The organism is Leucobacter celer subsp. astrifaciens (assembly GCF_001273835.1).
Taxonomy (GTDB): Bacteria; Actinomycetota; Actinomycetes; order Actinomycetales; family Microbacteriaceae; genus Leucobacter; species Leucobacter celer.
On the sequence record NZ_JHEI01000133.1, the window covers coordinates 104,986 to 117,637 of the forward strand.

At 64.3% G+C, this 12,652-nt stretch carries 14 protein-coding genes; all 14 read left to right on the forward strand.

From position 1 onward, the window contains the following. Positions 1 to 2 precede the first annotated feature (2 nt). The 14 genes from AMS65_RS02925 to AMS65_RS02990 all read left to right on the forward strand — a co-directional run bounded on the left by AMS65_RS02925 (position 3) and on the right by AMS65_RS02990 (position 12,620). Positions 3 to 347, forward strand: coding sequence for a nuclear transport factor 2 family protein (locus tag AMS65_RS02925; protein WP_053382673.1), 345 nt, complete (start codon positions 3 to 5; stop codon positions 345 to 347). Beyond that, a complete protein-coding gene (locus tag AMS65_RS02930) occupies positions 344 to 958 on the forward strand; it encodes a TetR/AcrR family transcriptional regulator (RefSeq protein ID WP_053382674.1) in 615 nt (204 codons plus the stop codon). The genes AMS65_RS02925 and AMS65_RS02930 overlap by 4 nt, the downstream gene beginning before the upstream one ends. Before the next feature lie 179 nt (positions 959 to 1,137). Then, positions 1,138 to 2,184: an LLM class flavin-dependent oxidoreductase gene (locus AMS65_RS02935; protein WP_075200811.1), complete on the forward strand. Its 1,047-nt coding sequence runs from the start codon at positions 1,138 to 1,140 to the stop codon at positions 2,182 to 2,184. A gap of 67 nt (positions 2,185 to 2,251) precedes the next feature. After that, positions 2,252 to 3,862, forward strand: a complete 1,611-nt coding sequence (locus AMS65_RS02940) for an amidohydrolase (RefSeq protein WP_053382676.1) — start codon at positions 2,252 to 2,254, stop codon at positions 3,860 to 3,862. Between the two features lie 37 nt (positions 3,863 to 3,899). Beyond that, positions 3,900 to 5,336 (forward strand): NAD-dependent succinate-semialdehyde dehydrogenase, encoded by a 1,437-nt coding sequence (locus tag AMS65_RS02945; protein WP_053382677.1) that lies wholly within the window; start codon positions 3,900 to 3,902, stop codon positions 5,334 to 5,336. Continuing rightward, entirely contained in the window at positions 5,333 to 5,674 is a 342-nt protein-coding gene (locus AMS65_RS02950; RefSeq protein WP_053382678.1) for a hypothetical protein, read from the forward strand. Before AMS65_RS02945 ends, AMS65_RS02950 begins: the two co-directional genes overlap by 4 nt. Beyond that, complete coding sequence (locus AMS65_RS02955) at positions 5,671 to 6,012, forward strand: hypothetical protein (RefSeq protein ID WP_157502035.1); 342 nt, start codon at positions 5,671 to 5,673, stop codon at positions 6,010 to 6,012. The genes AMS65_RS02950 and AMS65_RS02955 overlap by 4 nt, the downstream gene beginning before the upstream one ends. Before the next feature lie 115 nt (positions 6,013 to 6,127). Then, entirely contained in the window at positions 6,128 to 6,913 is a 786-nt protein-coding gene (locus AMS65_RS02960; protein WP_053382680.1) for an amino acid ABC transporter ATP-binding protein, read from the forward strand. Positions 6,914 to 7,017: 104 nt separating this feature from the next. After that, complete coding sequence (locus AMS65_RS02965; RefSeq protein WP_157502037.1) at positions 7,018 to 8,745, forward strand: helix-turn-helix domain-containing protein; 1,728 nt, start codon at positions 7,018 to 7,020, stop codon at positions 8,743 to 8,745. Between the two features lie 185 nt (positions 8,746 to 8,930). Then, on the forward strand, positions 8,931 to 9,803 hold the full coding sequence (locus tag AMS65_RS02970) for a substrate-binding periplasmic protein (RefSeq protein ID WP_162231745.1): 873 nt from the start codon (positions 8,931 to 8,933) through the stop codon (positions 9,801 to 9,803). 53 nt (positions 9,804 to 9,856) lie between these two features. Continuing rightward, entirely contained in the window at positions 9,857 to 10,612 is a 756-nt protein-coding gene (locus tag AMS65_RS02975) for an amino acid ABC transporter permease (RefSeq protein WP_053382683.1), read from the forward strand. Then, positions 10,612 to 11,247, forward strand: coding sequence for an amino acid ABC transporter permease (locus AMS65_RS02980; protein WP_053382684.1), 636 nt, complete (start codon positions 10,612 to 10,614; stop codon positions 11,245 to 11,247). The genes AMS65_RS02975 and AMS65_RS02980 overlap by 1 nt, the downstream gene beginning before the upstream one ends. Continuing rightward, on the forward strand, positions 11,237 to 11,650 hold the full coding sequence (locus AMS65_RS02985) for a cupin domain-containing protein (RefSeq protein ID WP_083451443.1): 414 nt from the start codon (positions 11,237 to 11,239) through the stop codon (positions 11,648 to 11,650). The genes AMS65_RS02980 and AMS65_RS02985 overlap by 11 nt, the downstream gene beginning before the upstream one ends. Further along, positions 11,643 to 12,620 carry a flavin reductase family protein gene (locus AMS65_RS02990; RefSeq protein WP_053382686.1) on the forward strand — a complete coding sequence of 326 codons (978 nt, stop codon included), beginning with the start codon at positions 11,643 to 11,645 and terminating at the stop codon, positions 12,618 to 12,620. Before AMS65_RS02985 ends, AMS65_RS02990 begins: the two co-directional genes overlap by 8 nt. The last annotated feature ends 32 nt before the right edge of the window (positions 12,621 to 12,652 follow it).

Sequence of the window (12,652 nt, forward strand, 5' to 3'; positions counted from 1 at the left end):
TCATGACCGAGACCCATCTTCCCGCGCCGATCCGTGCCTTCATCGACGCCACCAACGCCGGAGACTCCGACGCCTTCGTCGACGCCTTCACTGACGACGCTTACCTCAACGACTGGGGAAGAGAATTCCGCGGACACGAGGGCGTCCGGTCTTGGGACCGCACCGACAACATCGGCGTCCAAACCCGCTTCGAACTCGTCGACGCGCAAGCCGCCGACGCGACCGAGACCTTCATCGTGACGCTCACCGTGTCGGGCAATGGGTACAACGGCACCGGCCCTATGCGCTTTGAGCTGCGCGGCGGGCGTATCGCCCGGCTGGTTATCATTGCACAGGAGCACGTATGACAGAGACCACCACCACTGACACCGTGACGGCCCGACGCGGCCGTGGCCGACGACCTGCCGACGAGGTGCGTGCTGATGTACTGTACGCCGTCGGCGACTTGCTCCTGCGCGATGGCCTCCCCGGCCTGACCTTCGAACGCATCGCCCGCGAGTCGGGCGTGAGCAAGACCACGCTGTACAAGTGGTGGCCCTCGGTCGGCGCGCTCGCCCTCGACGGCTACTTCCACGCCGTCGAGGACACGCTGGCGTTCCCCGATACCGGGAGCATCCGAGCCGACATCACCACGCAGCTGCACCACTTCATCGAACTCATGACCACCACCCCGGCCGGGCGCCTTCTGGTCGAGCTCATCGGCCAATCTCAGACCGACCACGACCTCGCCGCCGAGTACCGGCGCCTGTATTCGTCTCAGCGACGGGAGCTGGCCGCAGCCCGGTTCCAGCGCGCACAGGAGGCCGGACAGATCCGCCCGGACGTGAATGCCGAAGTTCTCGTCGACCAGCTCTGGGGCGCTGTCTACCACCGCCTCCTCATTCCCGACCAACCCGTCGATGAAACCTTCGCCGACGCCCTCATCAGCAACCTCTTCGACGGCATCGTCGAACGGTAGTGCCCCGTCGAAACCTTCGCGACCGTCACCGGAAGTGAGGGGATCAGAACAGATCGCGTGGCTTGATCGCGCCATCCGCTCCAGCCGCACCCGCCTCGCGGGAAGGTAGGAACACGGCGCTCAGACCTCGTATGTTTCGTCGAAGCAGCCACCCTCTTCCAATTCCTAGCCTGTCTCACATGGAATATGGCGTGTTTCTCCCGTACGGTGCGTTTCCCGATGAGATCGAGAACGGAGGTATGTCCGTCTATGAGCGGATGCTCGAACTCGCTCAGGTAGCCGATGCGAATGGATACGGCTATGTGTGGGTGCCCGAGCACCATCTGATCTATTTCAACCAGTCTCCGTCGGCTCTGTTGCCGCTGGTGCAGATCGCACAGCACACGCAGCACGTGCGAGTGGGGGCCGCAGTCATCGTGCTGCCCTACCATCATCAGCCGATCCGCACCGCGGGGGAGATCGCGCAGGCCGACAACCTGGTCGGCGGCCGCCTGGAGGTCGGCCTGGCGCGCGGCGCGTATGCGTACGAGTTCAAGAAGCTCCACATCCCGTTCGAGGAGAGTCTGGACCGCTTCATCGAGAACCTGGAATCGATCAAACTTCTGCTCGAGAACGAGGAGACCGAGTCGAGCTTCGCGGGCAAGTTCGTGAACTTCGAGGACGTCTACGTGTGGCCGCGCCCGCTGCAGCGCCCCCGCCCGCGTTTCTGGATGGCCTCGCAGACGCCGCGGGCGATCGAGGACGGTGCGCGGCGCGGATACGACGTCATGCACTCCACCTTCCTGTGGAGCGACGAACACGTTGCGGAGATGGCGGCGGCGTTCTATCGCGGCGCGGCCGAGAGTGACCGCGCCGACCAGAAGTTCGCGATCACGAAGTTCATGTACTGCGCCGAGGACGAAGCGGACGCCGAGGCCAGGATCGACGAACTGCTCGAGCACTGGCGGATCCATCAGCAGCTCCACGACTTCTCCCACGACGAGAACCCTCGAGGGATCATCCGCGCGCGGGTGCAGGAGAACGAGCCGACGCGCGAGGAGATCCGGGAGAACCTGCTGATCGGTACCGAAGCCTGGATCAGGGAGAAGCTCGCCCGCTACGAGGCGATGGGGATCTCGATGATCAACGTATCCCCGTTCGCGCGCGACCACGAGAAAGCCAAGGCTTCGCTCGAGAGGTTCGCCGCCATTGCCGCGCCGGCGGCAGCCGACGCCGATCGCCGATAACCGAAGCAGCAGCAGCAGGGGCGCCCTCCAGGCGGAGTGCTCCCCGGACCCCGGAAGGATACGTACCATGCGCGAGTACATCATCGAGTTCGGGAGGGCGATCCCGTACGAGGGAGACCCGACCATCTCAGCGATGCACGTCAGGGACGGGAAGATTCTGCGAACGGGACATCGCGATCTCGCGGAGTCGGCTGAGCGGAACGGCATCCCGTACATCGATCGACGGGAGAGCGTCGCGCTCCCTGGATTCGTCGACTCCCATCTCCACTTCGACATGTACGCTGCGAGACGCTCGCAGAACAGCGTGGATTGCGGCTACCCCCGCTGCAAGTCGATCGACGAGATCCTGCAGACGCTGAGCGAGGCCGAACCGCATCGCGGCTGGATCATCGGTCATGCGAATCTGTTCCTCGACCAGAAGATCGCCGATCACCGCCTGCCCGACAGACGGGATCTCGATCGGGTGAGCCAGACGACTCCCATCATCTTGCACTGCGGTGGTCACATCTCGGTGCTGAACAGCGCGGCGATCGCGCTCATCCCGGAGCAGGTCTTCGACGCGGGTCTTGCAGGACTCTGGGGCGCGCCGAGGGTCGAGCGCGACGAGAATGGAGAGTTGAACGGGCGGTTCGCAGAGATCACCGGGCATCTGCCGATCCCCGAGCCCACTCGCGAGGAGCACGCGGCGGCGCTCGTCGAAGAAGGACGAAAATATCTGGCTCGAGGGGTCACGACCATCGGGGAGATGACCGAGAGCCGGCTCTCCCTCGAACTCCTCGAGGAGCTCACCGCGGATGACCGATTGAAGCTCCGAGTGCGGTCGATGCTCGTGGCTCGGGCGATCGCGCCCGAGGAGCAGGTCATCGCGATGGCGGCCGAGGACGCCGAACGATCGAGAAGCGCCGCGCAGTTCGCGATCAGCGGGGTGAAGATGTTCTCGGACGGCGGCTACTCCTCTCGCAATGCGGCGACGCTGACGGAGTACCTGGCGACAGAGGCCGTTCGACCGCACGATCGCGGCAGGATCAATCTCTCGTACGGCGAGCTGCGTCGTCTCATCGGGCTCGCACGTGAGCAGGATGTTCAACTCGCGATTCACGCGAACGGTGCGCGTGCGCAGAAGGAGGTGCTGAACGCCATCATCGACTCGGGTGATCCGTTCCTGCATCGGCGCATTCGCATCGAGCATCTGGGAAATTTCGTGCCGGAACTCTCGATGCTCGACGACATCAAGCGCTCCAACGCGATACCGGTGATGAATCCCGGATTCCTCTACGTTTTCATCGGGGACTTCGTGCCGGTCGTGCTGGGGGATGTCGCGCGGACAGGCCGTATGCCCACGCGCACCATTCTGGACGACGGCATCGTGCCGGTCTTCGCGTCGGACGGGTCGCACGTGAACCCGTTGTTCAACTGTGGTGTCGCCGTGCGTCGCCAGGGGTTCTGGGGAGATGCGATCGAGCCCTGGGAATCGATCAGTCTCGCCGAAGCGCTCCCGCTCCACGGCATCGAGGCGGCGAAGGCGCTGTCGCTCGACCAGACACTGGGGAGCTTGACCGCGGGCAAAGAGGCCGACTTCATCCTCTACGAAGAGGACCCGCTTACCTGCGCGGGAGACCTTGCCGAGCTGGTGCCGAATGAGGTCTACATGCACGGCGACGTGGTCCATCAGAGATGAACCGATCAGTGAAGACGGCGGAGGTGCAACGACGGTGATGCAGCAGAGAAGAACAGAGTCGGGATTCAGGACGGAGAATCCCATGACGGGGGAGGTCGAGAAGCGTTTCGACTCTCTGAGCGACTCGGAGGTCGAGGCGGCCCTGGCGCAGGCCGCAGCGGCGTATGCCGAGTGGTCGGAGCGTCCCCTCAGCGATCGGAGCGAAGTCGTCGCACGCGCCGCCGACCTCTTCGAGGAGCGGACCGACGAACTCGCGGCGCTCGCATCGAGGGAGATGGGTAAACCGCTGAACGAAGCGTCCGGCGAGGTAGCGTTCTGCGCCAGCATCCTGCGGCATTACGCCGCCGAAGGTGAGCGCCTGCTCGCCGACCAGACGCTCAAGGACGAGGCAGGGATGAGAGCGGTACTCGAGACGCGATCGCTCGGTCCGGTGCTCGGCATCATGCCGTGGAACTTCCCGTTCTATCAGGTGGTGCGCTTCGCCGCGCCCAACCTCGTGCTCGGCAACGCGGTACTCGTCAAGCACGCGGCGACCTGTCCGCAGTCGGCACTCGCGATCGAACAAGTGATGCGCGAAGCGGGTCTGCCCGACGGTGTGTACCAGAACCTCTTCGTCGATCATCGTCAGGTGGAGGAGATCATCGCGGACGACCGGATCGTGGGTGTCTCGCTGACCGGTTCGGAGCGCGCCGGTTCTCGGGTCGCAGAGGTGGCGGGCAGACACCTCAAGAAGGTCGTCCTCGAACTCGGCGGGTCCGATGCCCACATGTATCTGAGCACGGATGATGTCGCTCAGGCGGCTCGCGGCGCCCTGCGGAAGCGGCTGGTCAACAGCGGTCAGGTGTGCACATCGAACAAGAGGATCCTCGTGGCCGAGCGGCTGTACGACCGTTTCGTCGCCGAGCTCGTCGCCGCGGTCGCGGAGCTGACTCCCGGCGATCCGTCCTCGCCGACACCCGGATCGTACTATCCGCTATCGTCCGAACAGGCGGCTGACGAGGTGGCTCGCCAGATCGAACGCGCGGTCGAGCAGGGGGCGGTGCTGCGCATCGGCGGCGAACGACTCGACCGACCCGGCGCCTGGGTGACGCCGGCTGTCCTCACCGGGGTCACTTCGGAGATGGACGCATACACGGAAGAGATATTCGGGCCGGTGCTCGTCGTCTACCCGATCTCGGACTCAGAACAGGGCATCGAACTCGCGAACAGTTCTCCGTACGGGCTGTCCGGCGCGGTGTTCTCCACCGACCAGGATGAGGCGCTGCAGGTGGCCGCACGTATTCAGGTCGGTATGGTGCACATCAACGCTGCAGACAGCGGTGGCCCGGATCTCCCGTTCGGCGGTGTGAAACGATCTGGGTTCGGGCGGGAGCTCGGGGATCTGGGCATCTACGAGTTCGCGAACCGAAGACTGGTGTCGCTCCGGCGTCCCGAGCCGGAATCGGTTCGTAAGCCGGAAGGGAGTGCGACGTGAGCGAGAGTCGGACCTTCATGCTCCGCAGATACACGCTGGTGCCGGAATACGCGACGGAGTTCCTCACGGAGATCTTCCCGCAGGTCGTCGCTTCCCGAACCGCGAGTGGTTTCACCATCGAGCAGACCTGGGTCGATGAGCATCAGGGGGAGTTCACGTGGATTCTCTCCTATCGGGGCACGGTCCAGGAGATCCGCGCGGCGGAGGAGAGCTGGATCGAGTCCGAAGCGCGGCACAGCATTTTCGAGGGGAAACCGAAGTACGTGTCCGAGGCGTCCATCTCCATCGTCGATCCTCTGACGGAGAAAGGAACGGGGACCGTATGTGGATCAGAATGAGCAGATGGTCAGTGCGTCCGGGACTGGAGGACATCGATCACAAGCGGCGTTGGTACGAGGGGGTCCGAGAGACGTGGTATTCGCAGCCCGGGCTGCTGCACGCCCATGTGCTGGGTATTCCCGGAACCCGGGATCGGATGACCTTCTCCGTATGGGAGACGGAGGAGCACTACCGGGACTTCGTCGCAAGCGGAGTGCTGCAGGACGTGATCGCCGAATCGGACGACATCTACGCACTCGACGGTCGTCCGGTGGCGGAGGAGTGGGCGGTGCTCTCCGAGGATTGGCCGGTCCGCGGGGGGAACTCACCCGACGATGTCGATAACCGTAACGCTTGACCCATAGACTGCCGCACACCTCATCACTCTGAGACGCGCACGAGACGCGGGGCTCCAAAGAGGGAGTTCCGCTCGAACCAGATCGGGGTAGACCCGGAAAGTGATACATGTAGCCATGAACGACCAGCAGCCCGGCTCTCCGATGCTCTCCCTGAAGAACATCACGAAGACCTTCGGCGACAAACAAGTGCTCAAGGGCGTGAGCCTCGACGTGCAGCGCGGTGAACGCATCTGCATCATCGGCCCGAGCGGCTCCGGCAAGTCAACCTTCTTGAGGTGCTGCGATCTGCTCGAAGAGCCGACCTCCGGCAGCATCGAGTTCAACGGCGAGAAGATATTCTCCCGCGGTCTCGACGAACCCGCGGTGCAACTCTCGGCTGCTCAGAAGAACCGCGCCAGGGCGAAGATGACGATGGTGTTCCAGCAGTTCGATCTGTTTCCGCACCTCACAGCTCTCGACAACGTCGCGATCGGCCCGCAGCGCGTGCTCGGGACGCCGAGGAGGGAAGCGCGCGAAAAAGCGGCGGAACTCATCGCGAGCGTGGGACTCGGCGACTTTCTCGAGGCCCACCCCCGTACGCTCTCCGGCGGACAGCAGCAGCGCATCGCCATCGCCAGAGCGCTGGCGATGGAGCCCGAACTCGTGCTGTTCGACGAGCCGACCTCTGCCCTGGATCCCGAGATGGTGGGCGAAGTGCTGGGACTCATGACGGAGCTTGCGGCCGGCGGACTTACGATGGTGACGGTGACGCACGAGATGGGTTTCGCACGGCAGGTCGCAGACCGGCTCGTCGTGATGGATGAAGGCGCCGAGGTGGAGTCCGGTGATCCCGCGGCAGTGCTGAGCAACCCGCAGAATCCGCGCACGCGGAAGTTCCTGGAAGCCGTCGTGCATCTCTAGGGGCCGCGGGAGGGAGCGGTACGGCTACGAGGAGGTAGTGGTTCTTGCAGTCAGGTGAATTCAGGTTCGAGCAGGTCTCGGATTACTTCGAGAGCATCCGGCGAATGGCGCTCAACGTCAGCGGGTCCATGGAGCTGACCGAGGTGCTCCAATCGATCGCGGATTCCATATGCGACCATGCATCCTGGCAGATCTGCTGGATCTACGCGATGGACCTCGGAGGGGGCTTCGGCGAGATCATCGCGCGCCAGGATCGACTGCACTATACGGAGAAGAGCCGTGTTCCCCGGTGGGATCTCGACGGCTCCGTCTCCTCCGAGGCGCTTCGCCGCGAAGAGATCATCATCATTCCCGACCTTCGCGAAGCAGCGGATTTCCCCACGAGCCAGGAGTGGGCGCGGAGCGAGGACATCGTCGCCGCGGTGACCGTCCCGCTCCGCGGCACCGACCCCTTGGGTCGCAGAATGGTGCTCTCGCTGCGGTCCAGGAACGATCTCCTGCGTGATCCGTTCCAGCTCTCCTACATCAAGGCCGCCGCTTCATTGATCTCCCTTGCAGCCTCGAACGCCGCGTTGCTCGACGAGACGCGCCGCTCGGCGGTGTCGACGGCTCGTGCAGCGTCGCTGCTCGCCGCCACGACCGATGCGGTCGCGAGCGGCTGTCAGTCGGATGAGCAGCTGCGCGTCATCGAGCAGGAGAGCGAGCACTCGGTCATCCTGTTCGACCGGGCCGGAAATCTGCAGTTCGCAGGGACTGCGCCTCCGTCGCTGGGCCTTGCGCAGGAGGCCTGGGAAGAGGAGATCCATGCGAGGAGGTCCGAGCTCTACCGCCGGGCCAGAGCTCTGCGGGATTCGCCGGCCGCGTCAATGCCGGTCTCGTTCGGCGGGAATGTGCCGGCGGGCGAGGTGGTCGGTTTCGGCGGCACCCGGGAGTGGGCGGCCACTGGCATCGTGCTCCCGTGGTCGACGTCCGCGGATGCGCACGGATTCGCGTCCGTCAACGCTGCGACGGCGATGGTCCTGCTCCGAGATCGAATCGCGGCGGAGTCGGAGTCCCTCTTGCAGAAGGACGTGTTCCGTCAGATTCTCGAGGGTACGCTTGCGAACACCTACGAGTTCACGACTCGCGCGGGGCTCGTCGGGCTCGCGACGGATCACGAATACTTCCTGGTCGTGGCGCGCGACTCATCGGCGGACGCGATCGACAGAGATCTCGACGCCGATCTGCGGGAGCTGCTGCGGCGCTGGCCCGGAGCCTGCCTGCAGTTCCTCGAGGGACTGCACGTCTTCTTCGTGCCCGCCAGGCTGGCTCAAGGCCGGGGAGAGGAACTCCTGCATCGCGAGATGAGCAGGGTGCACGCGAAGCACCCCAGCGCCGTGATCACCTCCTCGCCGAAGGCGCTTCTGCTTGACGAGATGCCCGAGTCGTGGAAGAGCTGTTTGCAGATTCTCGACCTCGCGCAGAAGATCGGTCGAACCGGTCTCGTCGGCGCTCATGAGTTCGGATCCAGCCGATTTCTGCTCTCGGCCATGCGAGGCTCCGAGATCGCCGAGTTCATCAGCGAGACCATCGGTCCACTGATGGTGCACCAGGGTGAGCGGCACGGGGACCTCTTTCTGACGGCAGAGGCCTTCATGAACGCGCACGGTCGCTATCAGGAGACGGCCCGGCAGCTGAACGTGCATGTGAGCACGCTGCGATACCGACTCAGCAAGATCTCCGAGCTCCTCGGCAAGGATCTCGAAGACCCGGACACCCGATTCGATCTCACCCTTGCCATGCGATTCGCCCGTTTGCAGCGCGGAAGCGCGTCGGACGAACGAAAGATGTGAACCGGCGCCCGCTTTATCCTGCGAACAGTGCGATGCATGCGCAGTCAGCGCTTTCTACGCTGTACCAGACGGGCTCGTACCCGGCCCGTTGCGGCTCGGTGCAACAGCCCGTTCTGAACGCCCGATCCGGCGGAACCTGCACGAGAACACCCAGCACTGAACTGATCAAGCCAATGGAGGAAATCATGAAGAAGCGCTCAACGGTCCTGAAACTCCTTGTCCCAGCCGCGGCGGCGGCGCTGCTTCTGTCGGCGTGCAGCGGCGGGGCGGGTGCCCCCGCGAACGGTGAGGAACCGGCCTTCCGCACGGTGAAGGAGGGAGTGCTGACCGTCGCCCCCTACAGCGAGTCGGCGCCGGTCGTGACCCGCGACAGCGGATCGCTCGGAGGGCTCACCGGCGACTTCATCAACGGTTTCGCCGAGGAGAACGGCTTGACGGTTGAAATACTCAAGGCGGACTTCTCGGGATCGCTCGCCGCCACGCAGCAGGGGCGCGCGGACATCACTCCGTACATCTACTACACCCCCGAGCGCTCGAAGACGGTCTTCTTCACCGCACCGAACTTCGTGCTCCCGAGCGGCGTATACACGATGGAGGGCTTCGACTACTCCGCTGTGGAAAGCCTCACCGGCACGAAGGTCGGAGCCGTGGTCGGGCAGGTATGGGAACCGTACATCAGAGATGCGTTCGGCGACGACGGCGTGCTCTTCCAGACGGCGGTCGACGCGGAGACCGCCCTCGTCAACGGGCAGATCGACGCGTATGTGAACAGCAACTTCCAGATGCTCGTCGCACCCTTCAGCGATCGCGATGACGTGGTGTTCCACGAACTCGAGGAGGGCGACCTGGACATGCCGACCGAGGTGATCAACACCTATTCCTACAACGTCGTCTCGTGCAGCAACCCGGACCTTGCAGACGCCATGGACGAGTACCAGAGGGGTCTGGTCGAATCGGGGGACTGGATCGGTCTCTACGATGCGAACGACTTCCCCGAGGAGTCGCGCCTCCTCGATGCGGCCGACATCGTGCAGCCCACTCAGGGTTGCGGTAGCTGACCGGGCCGGCCCCTGGCCGAGGGTCCACGCAGGTTCGGAAAGGAACGCGCATCATGCCGAGTTGGGACGTATGGAGCCAGTGGCTCGAACTCATGTGGGGAGGGCTCCGGTTCACGTTCGCGCTCAGCGCCATCAGTTCGGTGACGACACTGATGTTCGGCGCGGTGCTGGCGCTTCTCGCCGTGGCGCCGTCGAGATTGGTGCGGTTCGCCGCCCGAACCTGGATCGAGGTGTTCCGCAGCATCCCTCTGCTCGCGATGATGATCCTGTTCTACTTCGGCATGGGGCCGCTCGTGGCGAAGATCGGCATGAACGCGTTCACGATCGCCGTCATCTCGCTGACCCTGAGCATGTCCTCCTACGTGGCCGAGGTGTTCCGCGGCGCGGTGAGCGGGGTGAGCAGGAAGCAGTGGGACGCAGCGAGCAGCATCGGGATGAGCCACTCCCAGACGCTGCGCTGGATCATCATCCCGCAGGTGCTCGCCCCGCTCGTGCCGCCGGCCGTCAACATCGTGATCGGCGTCATCAAGTTCAGCTCGCTCGCTTCGCTGATCACCGTCAACGAGCTCACGCTCTCCGCCACCCAAGCGGTGTCGATCAGCTTCTATCCGCTCTACGTCTACGTGCTGGTGGGGCTGTTCTACGCGGCCCTGATTCTGCCGCTGATCTACTTCAGCCGTTGGCTCGAACGGTGGGTGCAGCGTCGGTTCGGTCTGGTGTCGGCTCCGGTCAATCGAGGCCTTGCCTCGCTGTCGTACGAGGACGTGAGCAAGAGCGCAGCGCTCGCCGGAGCGAGGGGGGACAAGTGATGGACCTCGGAGTTTTCATCCCGGCACTCTGGGTGACGCTGCAGATCGCGATCGGCGCTTGGCTGGTCTCGATTGCGATCGGCCTCGTCATCGCGCTGCTGCGCGAAGCCGGCTCCCCGGCGCTGGAACGCGTGCTCGGCGGCGCCATAACCCTGCTTCGCGCGATCCCCGAACTCGTGATGCTCTACATCGTGTTCTTCGGTCTGGCGTATGTGGGGATCCGGCTCGACAACGTCACGGCGGCGATCGTCGCGCTGGGCGTGATCGAGGGGGCGTTCATGTCCGAGTACTTCCGCGGCGCCATCCTCACCGTTTCTCCGCGACAGCGCGCCGCGGCAACGTCTCTCGGGATGTCGAAGTCGCAGGTCTTCTTGCACATCGTGCTTCCACAGGCCGTCCCGTTCTCCATCCCTCCCGCGGTGAACGGGTTCGTCGCGCTGCTGAAGACCGCGACGCTCGCGGTGGCGATCGGAGCGACCGAACTGCTGCACGCCGCGCGCGAGCAGATGGTGGTGACGGGCGACATCCTGGGCGTCTCCCTGGTGGTCGTGTGCATCTACCTGGTGCTGACGATTCCTCTGACCTGGAGCGCAACAGCAATCGAGGCGAAAGTGAGGATGCGTCTTGTCGCATGAAGTCTCTGTAGAACGTCCGCTCGACCATCTTCGCGATTCGGCCGCCACGATCTTCGAAGGGCGTGTGCAGTCGACGGCGCTCGAGGCGTCGGCCGTCGGGCTCGGGGTGCCGGGATACCTGGTGAGCTTCCTGCCGGGTGCGTACACCCGGCTGCACACCCACTCGGCCGATCAGGTGCTGATCATCGTGGGAGGCCAAGGATACGTGGGCGACCCCGAGCATCCGGAACTGGTGCAGAAGGGTGACATCGTGAGAATTCCCGCCGGTATGCCGCACGTGCACGGTGCAGGCGATGGCATCGGTTTCAAACACATCGCACTGCTCGCCGGGGACACGACCGTGCTGGAAGCAGAGTTTCACTGGCCACCGATTATCGCCGTTTCGAGGTACGAGAATGAATGAGCTCACCCGCCAGCAGGTGCGTGCCGCCTACACGAGCTTCGCCACCGGTGTCACAGTCGTCACGGCCTTCGACGGTGCCGGAAGACCCTGTGGAATGACGGCGAGTTCGCTCAACCCGATCTCGTTGGATCCCCCACTCGTATCGGTGGCGCTCACTCACGGATCGCCGAACTACGACAGCTTCGTGCGGAGCTCGATGATCTCCATTTCTATCCTCAACGAGAGGCAGAGCGACCTCGCGCGCCACTTCGCGATGCCCCATGACGACAAGTTCGCGGGTGTGCCGCTGGAGGAGGTCGAGACCGGTGTGCCGCCCATCATCCGCGACGGTGTCGCCTCGATGGTCTGCGAGACCCAGCAGACCTTCGAGGTCGGCGATCACACCCTGCTGATCGCTCGAGTGGTGAAGACGGCGGTGCGGGAGAACCCTCCACTGATCTATCATCGCGGCACCTTCTTCGAAACCGCGCAGCAGGCCGACAACGAAGTCGAATCTCGACGACAACGGGCGACGATGGTCGGGTTCATCGTCGAGGATGACGACCGTGTGGCGCTCATGGCCGATACGTATGCATCGGGGGATCTCGTCATCCCGATGGCGCGGCTCGTGGGCGGGAGCAGCACGAGCGAGGCCGTGTCGCGAGCGGCGCAGAGGATCTTCCAGGAGGAGATCGAGATCGATTTCCTCTACTCCATCGTCGACGTCAGCGACCGTCACACCTGCCTGGTGTACCGCGGTCGCCGGCTCGGAGGCGGCACCGATGCCCAGGACGTGATGTGGTATCGGGAGGCGGAACTGCCCTGGTCCCTCGTGCGGACGCGGTCGAGCGAGGTGGTGCTGCGGCGGTACTTCAGGGAGCGGGTGAAGGACCAGTTCGGCGTCTACGTCAGCATCGGGAACGGGCGCATCGCCACGATGAGCGCTCCGTCGGAGTGGGAGGACGCTCAGACGATCGGTTCACGAGGGTGAGCGATCGGATGGCGGGCGAGGACGCGCGCCGA